The 17,901-nt window shown below is 66.1% G+C and carries 16 protein-coding genes; 8 read left to right on the top strand and 8 right to left on the bottom strand.

What is annotated here, in order from left to right:
* On the bottom strand, positions 1-630 hold the full coding sequence (locus ACZ1A1_RS00275) for a GNAT family N-acetyltransferase (protein ID WP_463618276.1): 630 nt from the start codon (positions 628-630) through the stop codon (positions 1-3).
* A gap of 258 nt (positions 631-888) precedes the next feature.
* Between ACZ1A1_RS00275 and ACZ1A1_RS00270 the strand changes: the two genes are divergently transcribed.
* Positions 889-1,038, top strand: coding sequence for a DUF1127 domain-containing protein (locus ACZ1A1_RS00270; protein WP_119254531.1), 150 nt, complete (start codon positions 889-891; stop codon positions 1,036-1,038).
* A 192-nt stretch (positions 1,039-1,230) separates the two neighbouring features.
* Here the strand turns inward: ACZ1A1_RS00270 and ACZ1A1_RS00265 are convergent, their stop codons facing one another.
* Together ACZ1A1_RS00265 and thrC are read right to left on the bottom strand one after the other, a co-directional pair.
* On the bottom strand, positions 1,231-2,526 hold the full coding sequence (locus tag ACZ1A1_RS00265; protein WP_415213227.1) for a M16 family metallopeptidase: 1,296 nt from the start codon (positions 2,524-2,526) through the stop codon (positions 1,231-1,233).
* Between the two features lie 17 nt (positions 2,527-2,543).
* Positions 2,544-3,941 (bottom strand): threonine synthase, encoded by a 1,398-nt coding sequence (gene thrC, locus ACZ1A1_RS00260; protein ID WP_463618275.1) that lies wholly within the window; start codon positions 3,939-3,941, stop codon positions 2,544-2,546.
* A 230-nt stretch (positions 3,942-4,171) separates the two neighbouring features.
* On the opposite strand from thrC, the gene ACZ1A1_RS00255 reads away from it, so the two are divergent.
* Positions 4,172-4,738 (top strand): hypothetical protein, encoded by a 567-nt coding sequence (locus ACZ1A1_RS00255; RefSeq protein ID WP_313192277.1) that lies wholly within the window; start codon positions 4,172-4,174, stop codon positions 4,736-4,738.
* Positions 4,739-4,811: 73 nt separating this feature from the next.
* On the opposite strand, the gene ACZ1A1_RS00250 is transcribed toward ACZ1A1_RS00255, so the two are convergent.
* A complete protein-coding gene (locus ACZ1A1_RS00250; RefSeq protein ID WP_313192278.1) occupies positions 4,812-5,501 on the bottom strand; it encodes an HAD family hydrolase in 690 nt (229 codons plus the stop codon).
* Positions 5,502-5,823: 322 nt separating this feature from the next.
* Positions 5,824-6,501: an ArsR/SmtB family transcription factor gene (locus ACZ1A1_RS00245; protein WP_463618274.1), complete on the bottom strand. Its 678-nt coding sequence runs from the start codon at positions 6,499-6,501 to the stop codon at positions 5,824-5,826.
* 72 nt (positions 6,502-6,573) lie between these two features.
* On the opposite strand from ACZ1A1_RS00245, the gene ACZ1A1_RS00240 reads away from it, so the two are divergent.
* Positions 6,574-6,903: an NIPSNAP family protein gene (locus ACZ1A1_RS00240; protein ID WP_463618273.1), complete on the top strand. Its 330-nt coding sequence runs from the start codon at positions 6,574-6,576 to the stop codon at positions 6,901-6,903.
* On the top strand, positions 6,900-7,247 hold the full coding sequence (locus ACZ1A1_RS00235) for an antibiotic biosynthesis monooxygenase family protein (protein WP_463618272.1): 348 nt from the start codon (positions 6,900-6,902) through the stop codon (positions 7,245-7,247). Before ACZ1A1_RS00240 ends, ACZ1A1_RS00235 begins: the two co-directional genes overlap by 4 nt.
* Positions 7,248-7,290: 43 nt before the next feature.
* Here ACZ1A1_RS00235 and ACZ1A1_RS00230 read toward each other — a convergent pair whose 3' ends face one another.
* Positions 7,291-8,949 (bottom strand): vWA domain-containing protein, encoded by a 1,659-nt coding sequence (locus tag ACZ1A1_RS00230; RefSeq protein WP_463618271.1) that lies wholly within the window; start codon positions 8,947-8,949, stop codon positions 7,291-7,293.
* Between the two features lie 233 nt (positions 8,950-9,182).
* Here ACZ1A1_RS00230 and ACZ1A1_RS00225 point away from each other — a divergent pair, with 233 nt between their 5' ends.
* Positions 9,183-10,313: a DNA methyltransferase gene (locus tag ACZ1A1_RS00225; RefSeq protein WP_463618270.1), complete on the top strand. Its 1,131-nt coding sequence runs from the start codon at positions 9,183-9,185 to the stop codon at positions 10,311-10,313.
* Positions 10,314-10,824: 511 nt separating this feature from the next.
* Here ACZ1A1_RS00225 and ACZ1A1_RS00220 read toward each other — a convergent pair.
* Together ACZ1A1_RS00220 and mutY are read right to left on the bottom strand one after the other, a co-directional pair.
* Positions 10,825-11,442 (bottom strand): HAD family hydrolase, encoded by a 618-nt coding sequence (locus tag ACZ1A1_RS00220; RefSeq protein WP_463618269.1) that lies wholly within the window; start codon positions 11,440-11,442, stop codon positions 10,825-10,827.
* The gene (mutY, locus tag ACZ1A1_RS00215; protein ID WP_463618268.1) at positions 11,439-12,533 is read right to left on the bottom strand and encodes an A/G-specific adenine glycosylase; all 1,095 of its coding nucleotides are present in this window, start codon (positions 12,531-12,533) and stop codon (positions 11,439-11,441) included. Before mutY ends, ACZ1A1_RS00220 begins: the two co-directional genes overlap by 4 nt.
* A 177-nt stretch (positions 12,534-12,710) precedes the next feature.
* Here mutY and ACZ1A1_RS00210 point away from each other — a divergent pair, with 177 nt between their 5' ends.
* The 3 genes from ACZ1A1_RS00210 to ACZ1A1_RS00200 all read left to right on the top strand — a co-directional run bounded on the left by ACZ1A1_RS00210 (position 12,711) and on the right by ACZ1A1_RS00200 (position 17,856).
* Positions 12,711-13,217, top strand: a complete 507-nt coding sequence (locus ACZ1A1_RS00210; RefSeq protein ID WP_119254542.1) for a DUF721 domain-containing protein — start codon at positions 12,711-12,713, stop codon at positions 13,215-13,217.
* Positions 13,218-13,332: 115 nt separating this feature from the next.
* Complete coding sequence (locus ACZ1A1_RS00205; RefSeq protein WP_463618267.1) at positions 13,333-14,157, top strand: DsbA family protein; 825 nt, start codon at positions 13,333-13,335, stop codon at positions 14,155-14,157.
* Positions 14,158-14,391: 234 nt separating this feature from the next.
* Positions 14,392-17,856 (top strand): chromosome segregation SMC family protein, encoded by a 3,465-nt coding sequence (locus ACZ1A1_RS00200; protein ID WP_463618266.1) that lies wholly within the window; start codon positions 14,392-14,394, stop codon positions 17,854-17,856.
* Positions 17,857-17,901 lie beyond the last annotated feature (45 nt).

Raw genomic sequence — 17,901 nt, 5'->3', positions numbered from 1 at the left:
TTAGGTACTGCCCAGTCCTGCCGCGCCCGGTGCCGCCTGGGGCCGCCTGTCGGCGGCCAGAAGCGAGAACATCACGTGGTCGCGCCACTCCCCGTTTATCTTCAGATACTCCCGAAGGTAGCCTTCCCGCTGAAAGCCGGCCTTTTCAAGGAGACGTATGCTTCTTGTATTGTCTGGAATACAGGCTGCCTCGATACGGTGCAACTGAAGGCTCGAAAAGATATAGGGTATGGCGAGGTTGAGTGCGCCGAACATGTGGCCCTGGCCGGCATGGCGCTCGCCCATCCAGTAGCCGATCATGCAGCATTGCGCCGCCCCGCGCCGGATATAGCCGACGGTGAGGCCGCCGAGCAGTGTCTTCTCCTCGCGCGTGAAGACGAAGAGCGGCACGGCCTGGCCCGACGAAAATTCCTGTTCATTACGAAGGACGCGGGTGCGGAAGGCGCCTTCCGTCAGGTCGTCGCTCCGCCATGTCGGCTCCCAGGGTTCGAGGAAGCGCCGGCTTTCCGAGCGCAGCATCTGCCATTGGCGGTAATCCTGGAAACGGGGGAGGCGAAGCAGGTGCCGTTCGCCGGCAAGTTCCACGGTGTCGGGCTGGCGCGACAGAAACCGAAAAACCGACCGTGCCATTCAGTCCTCCGCGCGCCGTCCTCGTGGCGGCCCCTTTCCTGCAAAGACTATGCCGAGAGCCTCGCCGGCGTCAAATGAAACGGGGCAGTCCTATGGCGCCGGCGACCTCCCTTTTTCATTCGCGTCGCCGGGCCGATTCGGGCCTGCCTCGTTGCTATGCAAAAGCCGCATGTCAGCGGTGTGAGCATATGCATTTTCTTTAGGCAGGAGGTCGCTTATCTATTGATCAACGCAAGGGAAACACAAAGGAATTGAACGATGAACATCTTCGCAAAGCTCAAGAAGAATGCCGCTGACCGCCGCGCCGTCCGTGAACTCGGCGCCCTCGACGACCGCGCCCTGCAGGACCTCGGCATCTCCCGCTCGAACATCCAGGCTGCCGTCAAGGGCATGGTCGTTTTCGGCTGATACGGCCTGGGGCGAACGCCCCGCGCCATGAGGGATGACATCGGCGCGCCAGATCCGGCTGCGCCAGCCTGGTCATCCCGCCCCATTCATCGGGACCTCTCTCCTCCCAGGGTCCCGATCAGGCAACCCGCCGCAAGGCGGGTTTTATTTTGCCCGCTTGCGGGTCCCCAGGATATCGGAAAAGGCGCGGCTTCAGCTCGCCGCGCGGTCGATGGTCCCGCGTGATAGCGAGCGCGTGATGTCGCCGGCCGGGACGAGGTGTTCCAGCGGGCCGATGGCCGAGATGGTCGGCACCGTGTCGAAGAACAGGCGTCCGGCAAGGTCCGTCAGGCGCTCGATGGTGATGCCGGCGAGGCGCTCCATCAGCTCCTCGTTGGGGATCGGGCGGCCGTAGAGCATCATCTGGCGGGCGATCTGGCCGGCGCGGGCGGCCGGGCTTTCCTGGCCCATCAGGAGCTGGGCGCGGATCTGCGCGCGGGCGCGCTCGATTTCCTGCTGGTCGATCGTCTCGGACGACTTCTTCAATTCGTCGAAGATGACGGGCATCAGCTCGGGCAGGTTCTCGCCGCCTGTCGCGGCATGGATGCCGAAGATGCCGGTATCGGAAAAGCCCCAGTGGAAGGCGTAGATCGAGTAGCAGAGGCCCCGGTGCTCGCGCACCTCCTGGAAGAGGCGGGAGGACATACCGCCGCCGAGGATGTTGGCGAGAATCTGCGAACAGTAGAAATCGCGGGCATGGTAGGCCTTGCCCTCGAAGCCGAGGAGGACCTGCGCGTCCATCAGGTCGCGCGTCTCGCGGATGTCGCCGCCCGTATAGCGGGCCGGCTCGAAGACCGGGGAGATTTTTGGCGCGGTCGGCAGCGAGGAGAAGCGATCCTCGACCTGGCGCACGAATTCGTCATGGTTCACCGCGCCGGCCGCCACCACGAACATGCGGTCCGTCGTGTAGTTGCGGTCGAGATAGCTGCGGATCTCGCCGGGCGAGAAGGACAGCACCGTGTCCGGCGTGCCGAGGATGGCGCGGCCGATGATCTGGTCGCGATAGGCGATCTCGGAGAACTTGTCGAAGACCACGTCGTCGGGCGTGTCGTTTGCCGCGCCGATCTCCTGCAGAATGACGTGCTTCTCGCGGCGCAGCTCCTCCTCGTCGAAGACCGATTCCGTCAGGATGTCGGCGAGGATGTCGACCGCGAGCGGGACATGGTCCTTGAGCACGCGGGCGTAGTAGGAGGTGGTTTCCGTCGAGGTGGCGGCGTTGACCTCGCCGCCGACATTCTCGATTTCCTCGGCGATCTGGCGGGCGGAGCGGCGCTCCGTGCCCTTGAAGGCCATGTGTTCCAGAAGGTGGGCGATGCCGTGCTCGTCCGTGGTTTCGTTGCGTGACCCCGACTTGATCCACACGCCGAGAGCGACGCTCTCTAGATGCGGCATGTTCTCGGTCACCACGGTCAACCCGGATGCGAGCCGGGTGCACTCAACTTTCATCATACGCACTTTCTGCGATTCTATCCCCGAACCCGCGTATGCTTCCCGATGAAGGTTTCCACCGCATCGAGTTCCGCTTCGAGGACGTCGAACCGCTCCTCCCTTTGCATGAGGTCAGCAAGCCACGTCGGAAGCGCCGGGTCAATACCGCACGCCGATTTTACTGCGGCGGGGAATTTCGCCGGGTGGGCGGTGGCGAGCGTCACCATCGGCGCGTTCGGCTTCTCGTGCTTTGCGGCGACGAAGACGCCGATGGCCGAATGCGGGTCGAGCAGGTAGCCGGTCTTGGCCAGCGTGTCCTTGATCGTCTGTGCCACCTGTTTTTCAGACGCGCGGCCGGCGCGGAACTTCTTGCGGATCGTCTTCAGCGCGCCGTCGCCGATCTCGAAGGCGCCCGACTGTTTCAGGCTCGCCATGGCGCGGCGCACGGCGCCGGCATCGCGGTCATGGGCTTCGAAAAGCAGCCGCTCGAAGTTGGACGAGATCTGGATGTCCATCGACGGCGAGGTGGTGGCCTTGACGTCCTTCATCTCGTAGCGGCCGGTCTTCAGCGTGCGGGCGAGGATGTCGTTCTCGTTCGTCGCGATCACCAGCTTGTCGATGGGAAGGCCCATGCGCCTGGCGGCGTAGCCGGCGAAGATGTCGCCGAAATTGCCGGTCGGCACGGTGAAGGAGATCTTCCGGTCCGGCCCGCCGAGCGCGACGGCCGTCGTGAAGTAGTAGACGATCTGGGCCATGATGCGCGCCCAGTTGATCGAGTTGACGCCCGAGAGCTTCACGCCGTCGCGGAACTTCGTGTCGTTGAACATCGCTTTCACGAGGTTCTGGCAGTCGTCGAAATTGCCCTTGACGGCGAGCGCGTGGACGTTCTTTTCCTTCGAGGTGGTCATCTGGCGCTGCTGCACCGGGGAGACCTTGCCTTCCGGGAAGAGGATGAAGATGTCCGTGCGCTCGCGGCCGGCAAAGGCGTCGATGGCCGCGCCCCCGGTGTCGCCCGAGGTGGCGCCGACGATGGTGGCGCGCTCGCCGCGGGCGGCCAGCGCATGGTCCATCAGGCGGGCGAGAAGCTGCATCGCCACGTCCTTGAAGGCGAGCGTCGTGCCGTGGAAGAGTTCCATGACGAAGGAAAACGGCCCGGTCTGGACGAGCGGCACGACCGCCGGATGGCGGAAGGTGGCATAGGCCTCGTCGATCATCGCCCGGAACTTTTCGGCCGGAATGTCGCCCTCGACGAAGGGAAGGAGCACCGTGAAGGCGATCTCCTGATAGGACTTGCCGCGCAGCGCCCGGATCTCCTTCTTGGAGAAGGCCGGCCACGTGCGCGGCACGTAGAGGCCGCCGTCACGGGCAAGGCCCGCCAGGAGCGCATCGGAGAAACCGAGGGAAGGGGCCTCGCCCCGCGTCGAAACATAATCCACAGTCACACGTCCTTGGAATTGCAAATGCCGTTGCGTCCTGCCCGTTCGCGCAAAGCGTGCCGGGCTTCTCCGAAATTCTGCGGGCGGTTTCATTCGACAATCGATTTTTCGCCGCGCCGCTGCTATAGACCATCGCCTAGGGTCGTGAAAAGGCCCGTGAAACGAGTTCCGAAGGGCTTGCACGCCGGGGGCGGGGCCTGATCGCAGGGGTAGAACGCAACGTGTTTGGAATGACTGTCCGCCGTTTTCTCGGCATTTCCCTTCTCGCCGTCGTCGCCGGCTGCAACCAGACCGACAAGCCCGCCGATCTCGGCGTGACGAGCGATCCATCGGGCGTTCAGGCTGCCGCGCAGCAGCAGACGCAGGTCGCGGTGATCCAGGGCTCCTGCCCGCAGGTCTTCCTGCGCGACGGCACCTCGGTGCTCCAGCGCTACGGCAAGGGCGCCAAGGACGATCCGCAGAACCTCGCCTACCAGGTGACGCTCGCCGACACCACGCGCCAGTGCGTGCTCAACGAAAGCCAGCTCGTCATGACCGTGATGGTGCAGGGCCGCGTCGTCATCGGTCCGGCCGGCGCGCCCGGCACCACCGTGAACGTGCCGATCCGCGTCGCGGTGCTCGACGGCACCAACTCGCTCTATTCGCAGCTCGTCCAGTTCCCGGTCACGATCCCGGCCGATGGCAGCGCGGGCCAGTTCATCTTCACGCAGGGCAATGTCGCGGTCCCCGGCGGTTCCGGCAGCTTCACCAAGGTCTATGTCGGCTTCGAGGAAGGCTCGGCGAAGAAGAAAAAGTAAGGACATAAATCCCTTACGCAAAAGGCCGCGGAAGGGCATTCCGCGGCCTTTGCTTTTGTAGCGGGTAGAAGCGTCAGATCGCTTCCTGCCATTCCGCCAGCGCGGCGATGACGTCCGGCAGCTCGCCCATGCGGGAGATGACCGTTTCGGCGCCGGCTTCCGTCAGGCGGTCGGCATGGGACGGATAGGTGTGGGAGGCGCCGGTGAAGCCGACCACGCGCATGCCGGCGGCGCGGGCGCCCGCGATACCGTGCACCGAATCCTCGATGACCAGCGTGCGCGCCGGATTGGCGCCGAACTGCTTTGCGCCATGCAGAAAGATATCCGGCTTCGGCTTCACACGGTCGGGGCCGAGGTCCTTGGCCGAATAGACATAGGGGCCGAAGACCTCCCGGAGCCCGACCCTAGAAAGCATCATGTCGAGACGATGCGAGGCCGAATTCGAACAGATGCAATAGGGCCTGGGGATGCGCGAGAGCATCGGCTTGACGCCGTCGATGGCCTTCACCTCCTGCGCGAGGCGCAGGTCAAGCAGCTTTTCCGACTTGTCGAGCAGGGTGGCCGAGAGCGGAATGGAGGCTTCGCGCTCGACGGTGAGCAGGATGTTGTGCCAGGTCATGCCGGCGAAGCGCTCGCCCATTTCCTCGATGCCGATCGGATAGCCCGCATCCGTCAGCAGCGCCGATTCCACTTCCGCCGCGATGATTTCCGAATCGACCAGAACGCCGTCGCAGTCGAAGATGATGAGATCGAAACCGTTCATGAGCTGCTGTCTTTCATAGGAGCAAGTCCGGGAAGGCTGCATCCGGAGTTGCGGAAGAACGATGGGGCGCGAGGCACCCGTTAGACCGCGGTTTCCCTACACGAAAGGCGCGCGCCGGACAATTGCCGATTCGGGAGGGAGCCATGCGTGGCGGCGGGGAGCGGCTGCCCCTCATCCCGCTGCCGCGACCTTCTCCCCGCAAGCGGGGAGAAGGGCATTGCCGCACCGCTTTCCCTCTTTGGGCAGAACGTTGCCACGACTTCCTTCTCCCCGCTTGCGGGGAGAAGGTGCCGGCAGGCGGATGAGGGGCATTCGCCATCCCTCAAGGAAACAGTGCCATGAACTTCCGCTCGCCCTCCGCCGTGAAGCGGATGGCGCGGCTGTCCTTCTCCCGCTTGGCCCAGCCATCCGCGATGAAGCGGGCGAGCAGCGCCTCGCCGAGGGAGCCGGCGAGATGCGAGCGGCGCTCGCTCCAGTCGAGGCAGGTGCGACACACCGGGCGGCGCTGCGCCCTGAGGGCGGGGACGTCGATGCCGAGCGCCGCCACGCGCGCCTCGCCGGAAGGCGTCAGGGCCGCGTCGTCGCCGTCTAGCGTGACGTCGCCGTCGGCCACCATCCGGTCCAGCATGCGCACGCCGAAATCGCCGGCAAGGTGGTTGTAGCAGACCCGCGCCTTGCGCAGCGCCGGGTCCTTCGGGCCGGGGCGGGTGCGCAGCAGGCCGCGATTGGCCGCAAAGCCCATGATGCTTTCGAGCAGCAGCCCCACCTCGTCGTCGGTAAGCGCGAAATAGCGGTGCCGTCCCTGCTTGCGCTGCACGACGAGCCCGCCGCCCTCCAGTCTGGAAAGGTGCGAGCTGGCCGTCTGCAGGGTGACGCCGGCCGCTCCGGCAAGCTCGGTTGCCGTCAGCGCCTGCCCGCCCATCAGCGCGGTCAGCATGTTGGCGCGGGCGGGATCGCCGATCAGCGCGCCGATCCGGGAAATGTCGGGACCTTCCTTCATACTTCGATGATAACCGAAGCATCGACGTCCGGCAATGTGGGAAAAGGGATCATCGCTCAACAGGAGACGACGATGATCACCTGCTTCATCCGCTACGAGATCGACCCTTTCCGCAAGGACGCCTTCGCCGCCTATGCCCGCAACTGGGGCGAGGCGATCCCGCGCTGCGGGGCCGATCTCATCGGCTATTTCGCCCCGCACGAGGGTTCCGCCACCATTGCCTACGGCGTCTACAATATCGAGAGCCTTGCTGCCTACGAGGCCTATCGCGCCCGGCTCGCCGCCGATCCGCTCGGCAAGGAGAACTACGAATTCTCCCGCAGGGAGCGCTTCATCCTGAAGGAGGACCGCGTCTTCCTGAAGAACGTCTCGCTGCCCCATGCGCAGAGGGTAGCGTCATGATCGCGGTCATCTTCGAGGTCGTGCCCGCGCCCGGCCGCATGGATCTCTATCTCGACACGGCGCGCGACCTCCGCCCGCTGCTCGACGGCATCGAGGGCTTCATTTCCATCGAGCGCTTCCGCAGCCTCACCGATCCGACACGGCTGCTTTCACTCTCCTTCTGGCGCGACGAGGCGGCGGTGAAGGCATGGCGCACCACCGAGGAGCATCGCACTGCCCAGTCGCTCGGCCGGGGCGGTGTCTTCGACGCCTATCGGCTGCGCATCGCCAGCGTCGTGCGCGACTACGGCCTCGACGACCGGAACGAGGCGCCGGAGGACAGCCGCGCCTTCCACGCGGCATGATGACGACGCGGCCCGCATATGGCGGGCCGCGTCGTCTTTCGGATCACTGCACCGTCACCTCGGCCCGCTCGCCGGCCTTGACTGTCGCCTTCGCCTCCTTGGGCGCGACGTCGCCCTCGTATTTCACCGCAATGATGTAATCCCCGGGCGGCACCGTGTCCTGCCATTCCGCGCCGTAATTGATCGACACGGACTTGCGGTTGCCCTGGATATCCTTCGCGGCGCTGAGGATTTCGATGGAATTGGCCCCCGGCGCGGTGATCGCCAGAACCCCGGCATTGATGTTGACGACGACTTCCTTCATCTCGCCGGCCTTGACGGTGAAGGGAATTTCCCCCGTCGCCGAGCCGAGCTTGGCCGTCAGCACATGGTCGCCGGCCGGAATGTCGAGCTTCGTGCCGGTCCCGTAGCCGTAGGCGACGCTCTTGCGGCTGCCGTCGATCGCCTTTTCCGGCGCCACGACCTCGAAGAAGACGTTGCCGGAATCGACCTCCGGCCCACCTTCCGCGTAGACCGCCTTGTTGAGGACGATGCCGGCGCCGATGACGAGGTCGCGCGCGATCTCCTCGCCAGCCTTCACCGCGACGGTTTCCTCCACCTTCGACGGGCCGATGGAGCCTTCCAGCTTCACCTCGCCGGCCGGAGCGTAGAACTTCGTCGTGCCGTAATAGGTGCTGGAATGGTTGCCGAAGGTAACCTGGATCGCGCCGTTCGAGTCGGGCTCGGCGTCGGTCGGCGTGCGCCGGGCGGTAACGGTCACATGGCCGGAATCGAAGTTCACGAAGGGCTTTGCCACTTCACCGGCCTTCACCTCGAAGGGCACCTGCCGTTCGATCGCGCTCTGCAACGTCACGACGGCGATGTATTTGCCGGGCGGATAGCTGCCGGAATAGGCGCCCTTGTACTGGCTGTCGATATAGTCGCCGGCCGGCTTGCCATCGGCACCGGCATTGTAGATCAGCCAGTGGACGTCGTCATTGTCGTCGAGCGAGGGCCCGCCTTCCGAAAGCACGCTGTCGGCCGCGGTGTTGAATTCCACGTCCGGCTCAGGCGTCGTCTCGACCGCTTCCGGCTTCGACATCGGCGCTTCCGCCACCGTCTCCGTCAGCGCGGCGACGAGCTGCGTGGCGTCGGACGCCTGGAAATATTTGCCGCCGGTATTTTCCGCAAGGCAGGCGACCTGCTTGCCTTCCTCCTCCGTCAGGCCGAAGCCCACGACATGGGTGGTGAAGTCGACGCCTTTGCTTTCGAGCGCGGAGGCGAGGGCGCAGGGATCGGCCTCGCAGGTCTCCAGACCGTCGGTGACGAGCACGACCGTCGCTTTGTCCTCGGTATATTTCAGCGCCTCGGCCGCTTCCTCGACGGAGCGGGTGAGGGGCGTCTTGCCCTTCGGGTTGAGGCCGGCGACGAAGGAGTTGATCGCGCTTTCGGTGCCCGCGCCCGGCGGCACGGCAAGCTCGATATCGCTGCAAGAACCCTTTTCCCGGTGGCCGTAGACCATCAGGCCGAGCTCGGTGCCGGCGGGCACGGATTTCAGCACGGTTCCCAGCGTATCGCGCGCGATCTCGATCTTGCTGCGGCCGTTGATCTGGCCCCACATCGAGCCCGATGCGTCGAGCACGATCATCGTCTTGTCGGCGGCGATCGCCTGGGTGGCGGCAAGAAGCCCCGCCAGAAGCATGCATATGGCCTTCACGCGCACGGTTGCCCTCCTCGTTTCCGGAAATCCCGGCCGGCCCCCGGCCGGGCATGCGACATCCCTCGGGAAACGTGTGGGGAGCGGCGTCTATTCGGTTCCCCTTGAATTCGGCGCTCCGGTCCCTTCCCGAAACGGATTTGGCTTTTTCTCCAAACCCTTCAGCCTTTGGTAACCATCTTCGGTAACCATAAGCATCATCAAGTTCCGTTCCGAGTAAGCGTATCAGCGAGTAAAAAATGCCATCTGTTCTTTCGCTTGCAGACGTCTCCCGTTCGCCCCGCAAGAGCGGCTGGCTCGACACGATCATCAAGGGCGACTGCGTCGCCGCGCTCGAGGCGCTGCCGGACCAGTCCGTCGACGTCATCTTCGCCGATCCGCCGTACAACCTCCAGCTCGGCGGTGCCCTCCACCGGCCGGACCAGAGCCTCGTCGATGCCTGCGACGACGAGTGGGACCAGTTCGCTTCCTTCGAGGCCTATGATGCCTTCACCCGCGCCTGGCTGCTCGCCTGCCGCCGCGTGCTGAAGCCCTCCGGCACGATCTGGGTTATCGGCTCCTACCACAACATCTTCCGCGTCGGTGCGACCTTGCAGGATCTCAACTTCTGGATCCTCAACGACATCGTCTGGCGCAAGACCAATCCGATGCCGAACTTCAAGGGCCGCCGCTTCCAGAACGCGCACGAGACGATGATCTGGGCGACTCGCGACCCGAAGGCCAAGGGCTATACCTTCAACTACGACGCCATGAAGGCCGCCAACGACGACGTGCAGATGCGCTCGGACTGGCTCTTCCCGATCTGCAACGGCGGCGAGCGGCTGAAGGACGCTGACGGCAAGAAGGTGCATCCGACGCAGAAGCCGGAAGCGCTGCTCGCCCGCATCCTCATGGCCTCCTCCAGGCCCGGTGACGTGGTGCTCGATCCCTTCTTCGGCTCCGGCACGACCGGCGCCGTCGCCAAGCGCCTCGGCCGTCACTTCGTCGGCATCGAGCGCGAGCAGGGCTATATCGACGCCGCCCGCGCACGCATCGATGCGGTCGAGCCGCTCGGCTCCGGCACGCTGTCCGTGATGAGCGGCAAGAAGGCCGAGCCGCGCGTCGCCTTCAACACGCTGATCGAGAGCGGCCTCATCGCGCCCGGCACGGTGCTGACGGATGCCCGCCGCCGCCACAGCGCCATCGTGCGCGCCGACGGTACGCTCGCCTCGGGCAGCGATGTGGGCTCCATCCACCGCGTCGGCGCCAAGGTGCAGGGGCTCGATGCCTGCAACGGCTGGACCTTCTGGCACTATGCCGAAGGCGCGGAGCTGAAGCCGATCGACGCGCTGCGCGCCGTCGTGCGCTCCGGCATGGCCGGCCTCGAATAGGCCACCTGACGACCTTTACTCTTTTACTCTTTCTCCAGCTGCGGCCTCCGGTGTTCCCTGCACCGGGGGCTGTGGCTTTTGTGGCCGGCCGGCAGCCCCGCATCCGGCCTGCCGGCCATCTTCTCCCCGCAAGTGGCGAGAAGGAATCGCGTGGCAACGCCTGCTTCCGCATTATCGATTCTGTTCTCGGGAAGCCGGTCCCGCACGGGCCCTTCTCCCCGCTTGCGGGGAGAAGGTGGCGGCAGCCGGATGAGGGGCTGCCAAAAAGCGTTGCGCTCCCCTCCTGCCCACACATTTGCGATGCCGCGTTCAAACGATGTTAACCATCACCCGCTTACTGTGATCCGGCAAACACATCAGGCCAAGCAACGGAAATCGTTGTGAAAGCCGAGGCCGAACAACCGGCCGGATATCGCTTTTCCGGTTTTTGTACCTTCAGTCCCGGAAATGCGAAAACGCCCGGAGCCTTGCGGCTCCGGGCGTTTCGGTTTTGGGCCACATATAGCCGGTATCAGAGCGCGATGCCGTGCGCGGCAAGGTCGTCCTTCAGCTTTTCCGGGCCGGTGAACAGCACGGCGTTCCAGCCCGCCATGCGTGCGCCTTCGACATTGGCCGGGGCGTCGTCGATGAAGAGCGTATGGGCGGGCGAAAGGCCGAAGTCGCGGCCGTGCGTCTCGTAGATCGCAAGGTCCGGCTTGATCAGCCCGATCTCGCCCGAGACGGTGACGCCGCGCGGCTTGTCGAGGAAGGGATACATCCTGCGCGCTTCCTTGAAGGTGTCGGCCGCGAAGTTGGTCAGCATGGTGACGTCACGTCCCTGCAAGATCAGCGTCTCCAGGATCGCGACACTTCCCGCATAGGCATGCGGGACCATCTCGGGCCAATATTTGCGGAAGGCGCAGATATGCTCGACGCGGTCGGGATGCGCCTCGATCAGCAGTGCCTCGGCATCCTCCCACTTGCGCCCGCGGTCCTGCTCCAGGTTCCAGTCGTGCGTGCAGACATTGGCGAAGAACCAGTTGCGCTCCGCATCGTCGGGGATCAGCCGCGCGAAGGGGATATGTGGATCGTAGTGGATCAGCACCCGGCCGATGTCGAAGACGATGTGGCGGATCTCGATGCTGCTCATGCTTTCCTCTTTTTTTGAAATGCGTCCGGTATGGCTTGCGTGATGGCCTTCTTCATGACGGTCGGCAGCGCCTCGCCGTCGAGCGTTTCCTTCGGCTGCCACCATCCCGCGCCCGCCTGCGCATCCCGCGGAACCACGGAGCGGTAGACGCTGAGGCGCAGCTCGAAATGCGTGAAGACGTGGACGACGGTGCCGCAGGCCTGCCAGTCCGCCGAAAAGGGCGCGGCGGTGATATCGGTCTCCCCGTCGATCCGCGCCGTCCAGGCGCTGCCCGGCACTTCCGTCATGCCGCCGAGGAGGCCGCTTTCCGCCCGCTTGCGCAGGAAGACGGCGCCGATCTCGTCCTCGGCGACGAAGGCCGCGCCGAGCCGGACGGGCTTTTCCTTCTTCGCCGCCTTGCGCGGAAAGAGTTCGGGGTCATCGCGCCCCAGCACCCGGCAGTCCGCGTTGAACGGACAGAGCGCGCAGGCAGGGCGGCGCGGCGTGCAGATCGTCGCGCCGAGGTCCATCATCGCCTGGGCGAAGTCGCCCGGCCGGTCCTCCGGCGTCATTTCGGCCACCAGCGCGCGCATTTCCGGCTTTGCCGCGGGAAGCGGCGTCTCGATGGCGTGAAGGCGCGAGACGACGCGCTCGACATTGCCGTCGAGCACCGCACTCTTCCGGTTGAAGGCGATGGCGGCGATGGCCGCCGCCGTATAGTCGCCGATGCCGGGCAGGGCCTTCAATCCCTCTTCTGTGTCGGGAAAGACCCCGCCATGCTCGAAGGCGACGGCTTCGGCGCATTTCTTGAGGTTGCGGGCGCGGGCGTAATAGCCGAGGCCCGCCCAGGACTTCATCACGTCCTCGTTGTCGGCATTTGCGAGGTCCGTCACGGTCGGCCAGCGCGCGGTGAAGAGCGCGAAATAGGATTTGACCGCCTGCACGGTCGTCTGCTGCAGCATGACCTCGGAAAGCCAGATACGGTAGGGATCGGGCGCAATCCCCCGCGCCGCCATCGGCGGGCTGACGCGCCACGGCAGGTCGCGGTGGTGCCGGTCGTACCAGGCGAGAAGCAGGTCGGCGGGCGCCGCGGTCCGGTGGGATTGGGTCATGGTCTGCCTGAAACGGGATCGGGGGCTTCTATAGCCTGACAGGGCGGCGCGCGCAAAACCGCTGCACATTTCTGCTGGAATTGCTCTATAACTGGCCGAACGGTCCGCGATGTTCAAGGCATCCTGCGGGCGAGAACAGGAATATTTTCCCTTGAAGGGTAGGCCGTGAACGCGAAAATGCCCGCACGCCAGTCGAGACGCGGTGTCGTCCAGATCAGCGAGGTCGCCAACGACCTCATCGATCCCGTGCTGGCAAAGCGCGCCGGTATCAACACGATGCTGCTCGGCTCGTGGGAGGAGATCGCCGGCGCCGAGTTCGCCGAATGCACGCGGCCGGAGCGCATCGCCTGGCCGCGCCGCGCCTCGGAGATGGCGGGCGAGGGCGGCGGCCACCAGCCGGGCGTGCTGACCATCGCCTGCGAGGGGGCGCGCGCGCTCTTCCTCAGCCACCAGCAGGGCGAGATCATCCAGCGCATCAACGGCTTCTTCGGTTTTCCCGCCGTCAGCCAGGTGAGGATCGTGCAGAAGCCGGTGGCGCTGCATCCGCGCCATCGTCCCCGGCCGCGTCCGCTGACCGGGGCTGCGGCCCGCCATCTCGACGAACTCGTCGAGGGCATCGAGGGCGAGGCGCTGAAAGCGGCGCTGAAGCGCCTCGGCACGGCCGTGCTCGGCCGCCGCCGCTGATCATCGAACGGTCACAATTCTTTGAAGTTACTGGCCTTCACACCGCTTGTTCGCGCCCGAAAGCAGGTATAACGGGAAAGCGAAAGAATTTTACATCCCTTCGACAGGAGAGACCATGTCCCTTTCCGAAATGAGCCTGATGAAGCGCCTTCTGACCGGCGCCGCCGTTGCGGCGCTCGCCGTGACGCTGGCCGCCTGCTCCGACGAGAAGAAGGAGACCGCCAAGGCTCCCGAGACCAGCCAGACGACGGGCGAGACCGCAAGCTCGACGCCGGCGACCGCCTCGGGCACGTCGAGCGAGACCACGGCGGCAACGACCGAAACGGCGGCGGCGCCCGCCGCGGCCGTCGACATTCCCTCTTCCGAAGGCAGCGTGGACATGGCCGAGGTGCTGAAGCCCGGCGCCCTGCCGGACATGGCGCTCGGCGAGGCGAACGCGCCCGTCACCATCGTCGAATATATGTCGACGACATGCCCGCACTGCGCGCAGTTCCACAACAACACCTTCGACGCGATCAAGGCCAAGTATGTCGACAGCGGCAAGGTGCGCTTCATCGTGCGCGAATTCCCGTTCGACCCGCGCGCCGCGGCCGCCTTCATGCTGGCGCGCTGCAACCCGCAGGATACGACGAAGCTCACCGAGGCGGCGCAGTATTTCCCGATGATCTCCATGCTGATGAAGCAGCAGGAAACCTGGGCCGCCGCGCAGGATGGCCGCGAAGCGCTGCTGCAAATGTCCAAGCTCGCCGGTTTTACACAGGAGAGCTTCCAGGCCTGCTTGACGAACCAGAAACTTCTGGATGATGTGAACGCGGTACGGGAACGTGCCGCCAAGGAATTCGGGGTCGCCGCGACGCCGACGTTCCTGATCAACGGCAAGCGCTACGCGGGGGACATGTCGGTTGACACCATGTCGGCCCTCATCGACAGCATGCTCTGATCCTTCGACCGGATTTTCGGCGGGCGACGGCGGGAGCCGTGCGCCCGCTTTTTATTGGGCGGTGGCGCTGCCCCTCATCCCCCTGCCGGGACCTTCTCCCCGCAGGCGGGGAGAAGGAGGAAAACGGCGCGCCCATCGTTCCTCTCCCCGTTTACGGGGAGAGGATGCCGGCAGGCAGGTGAGGGGCACTCTTCGCCATGCGAAGGAAGGGTATCCCACCCTCAAGGCCCCGGCATGAAATTCACCAAGCTCCGCCTCCTCGGCTTCAAGTCCTTCGTCGAGCCCACCGAATTCGTCATCGAGCGGGGCCTGACCGGCGTCGTGGGGCCGAACGGCTGCGGCAAGTCGAACCTCGTCGAGGCGCTGCGCTGGGTGATGGGGGAAAACTCCTACAAGAACATGCGCGCGTCCGGCATGGACGACGTCATCTTCTCCGGCTCCGGTAACCGCCCGGCGCGGAACACCGCCGAAGTCGGCCTTTATCTCGACAATTCCGACCGCACCGCGCCCGCCGCCTTCAACAACGAGGACGAGATCCAGGTGACGCGCCGCATCGAGCGCGAGAACGGCTCGGTCTACCGCATCAACGGCAAGGAGGCGCGCGCCAAGGATGTGCAGCTTCTCTTCGCCGACGCCTCCACCGGCGCCCGCTCGCCCTCCATGGTGGGGCAGGGCCGCATCGGCGAGCTTATCCAGGCCAAGCCCCAGGCCCGCCGCCAGCTTCTCGAAGAGGCGGCCGGCATTTCCGGCCTCCATTCGCGCCGTCACGAGGCGGAGCTGCGCCTGCGTGCCGCCGAGACCAATCTGGAGCGGCTCGACGACGTCACCTCGCAGCTCGAAAGCCAGATCGAGAGCCTGAAGCGCCAGTCGCGGCAGGCGAGCCGCTTCAAGGCGCTCTCCGCCGACATCCGCCGCCACGAGGCGATGCTGCTGCATATCCGCTGGGCGCAGGCCAAGGAGGCCGAGGGCGAGGCGGAAAGCCAGCTCAACCAGGCGACCTCGCTCGTCGCCGAGCGCGCCAATGCGCAGATGCAGGCGGCCAAGGACCAGGCCGTCGCCAGCCTGAAGCTGCCGGAACTGCGCGAGAACGAGGCCAAGCTCGCCGCCGTCCTCCAGCGCCTCCAGATCGCCCGCGCGCAGCTTGATGAGGATTCCGCACGGCTGCTGCGCCGCCGCGACGAACTCACCCGCCGCCTCGCCCAACTCGCCGAGGATATTTCCCGCGAGGAGCGCATGGTGGCCGACAATGCCGCTGTGCTGGAACGGCTGACGGCGGAGGAGGAGGAGATCGGCGAAATCCTCGCCGAGGCCGACGAACGCGCGGAGACCGCCCGCGAGACGATGGACGAGGCCGCCGCGAAGCTTGCCGAAAGCGAAGCCGCCCTTGCCGCCGTCACCGCCGAGCGCGCGGAGGCGCAGGCGGTGCGCAACCAGCTCGAAAAGGCGATCCGCGACCTTTCCGAACGCCATCTCCGGCTCGGCCAGCAGTTGGACGCGCAGGCGCGCGAACTGGAGGAGATGGACGCCCGCATCGCGGGGCTTCCCGATCCGGAAGAGCGCCGCGTCGCCGTGCAGTCCGCCGAAGAGGCGCTGGAGGCGGCCGGTGACATGCTCGTTGCGGTCGAAGAGGCTTTGGAAGAAGCCCGCTTCAACGAATCCGCCCTGCGCGGTCCGGTCGATACAGCTCGCGCCCGGCTTGCCGGGATCGAGACGGAAGCCCGCACCATCCGCCGCATGCTGGAAGCCGGTGCCGCCGGCGGTTCCTTCGCGCCGGTCGTGGAGGAGGTCGATGTCGACCGCGGCTATGAGACCGCGCTCGGTGCCGCCCTCGGCGACGATCTCGATTCGCCCGCGGATGTGGATGCGCCCGTTCACTGGCGGCTGTCGGGAGACCCCGTCGGCGATCCGGCCCTGCCAGATGGTGTGACCGCGCTAATTACCCATGTTCGTGCGCCAAAAGTCCTGCATCGCCGTCTCGCCCAGATCGGCCTTGCCGCCAGCGTGGAGCAGGCGCTCTCCCTGCTGCCGAGGCTGATGCCAGGCCAGCGGCTCGTCACGCGCGACGGCGCGGTCTTCCGCTGGGATGGCCATGTCACCGGCGCCGATGCGCCGAGCGCCGCCGCCCTTCGCCTCGAACAGAAGAACCGCCTTTCCGAACTCGAAACCGAGGCGGAAGACGCCCGCGCGGCGCTCGCCGAAGCGGAAGCCGATCTTGCCCGCGCTACTGAAGCGATCCGCGCCGAGACGCAGCGCCAGCAGGCGGCGCGCGAGGCGCAGCGGGGCGCTGCCCGCATGCTGGCCGAGGCCCGCGAGGCGCTGGAAGCGGCCGAGCGCGCCTCCGGCGACCTCATCCGCCGCCGCGCCGTGCTCTCGGAAACGCGCGCCCAGATCGAGGCGCAGGTGGAGGAAGCCGCCGAAAGCCTGGAGGATGCCCGCGCCGCGCTGGAAGACGCACCGGACCTCGCCGGTCTCGACCTGCGCCTGCGCACCCATACGATGGATGTCGCGACCGACCGGGCGACGCTGGCCGAAGCCCGCGCCGCCCATGACGGCCTCGCCCGCGAGATGGCCGACCGCCGCCGCCGCCTCATGGCCATCTCGGCCGAGCGCGAGACGTGGCGGAGCCGCGCCGCCAATGCGGAAAATCATATCGCCACCCTGCGCGAGCGCGAAGGCGAGGCGCGCGAGGAGATGGAAGAGCTCATCGAGGCCCCCGACGAGATCGAGGAAAAGCGCCGCGAGCTGCTGACCGGCCTCACAAATGCCGAGGCCGCGCGCCGCGAAGCCGCCGACGCCCTCCAGGAGGCCGAGAACCACCAGCGCGAGGCCGACCGCGTCGCCGCAACGGCCCTTTCGCAGCTTGCCGAAGCCCGCGAGACGCGCGGCCGCGCGGAAGAACGCCTCGTCTCCGCCCGCGAGCGCCGCGTCGAGGGCGAGGCGCGTATCCGCGAGGCGCTGTCCTGCGCGCCGCACGAGGCGCTGCGCCTCACCGGTCATCCGGCCGATGCCCCGCTGCCCGATCCGCGCGAGCGCGAGCGGGAGCTGGACCGGCTGAAGATGGAGCGCGAGCGTCTCGGCGCGGTGAACCTGCGCGCCGAGGAAGAGCAGAAGGACCTCACCGAAAAGCTCGATGCGCTCGTTGCCGAGCGCGAGGATATCATCGAGGCGGTGCGAAAGCTGCGCTCGGCGATCCAGAGCCTCAACCGCGAAGGCCGCGAGCGCCTGCTCGCCGCCTTCGATGTCGTGAACGTCCAGTTCCAGCGCCTCTTCACCCACCTCTTCGGCGGCGGCACGGCGGAATTACAACTGATCGAGAGCGACGACCCGCTCGATGCCGGCCTCGAAATCCTCGCCCGCCCGCCGGGCAAGAAGCCGCAGACCATGACGCTTCTTTCCGGCGGCGAGCAGGCGCTGACGGCCATGGCGCTGATCTTCGCCGTCTTCCTCACCAATCCCGCGCCGATCTGCGTGCTGGACGAGGTGGACGCCCCGCTCGACGACCACAATGTCGAGCGCTACTGCAACCTGATGGACGAGATGGCGGCCTCCACCGAGACCCGCTTCGTCATCATCACCCACAACCCCATCACCATGGCCCGCATGAACCGCCTCTTCGGCGTCACCATGGCCGAGCAGGGCGTGTCGCAACTGGTCTCTGTGGACCTGCAGACGGCCGAGCAGCTTCGCGAAGCCTCCTGATCGCCTGGAACAAAAGCCTTTCCAATGCGTTGACCGCCGCCCCGC

Source organism: Shinella sp. R2-11, assembly GCF_055330205.1.
The sequence above is the reverse complement of the archived record's forward strand: the minus strand, read 5'-3'. Positions and strand labels throughout refer to the sequence as shown.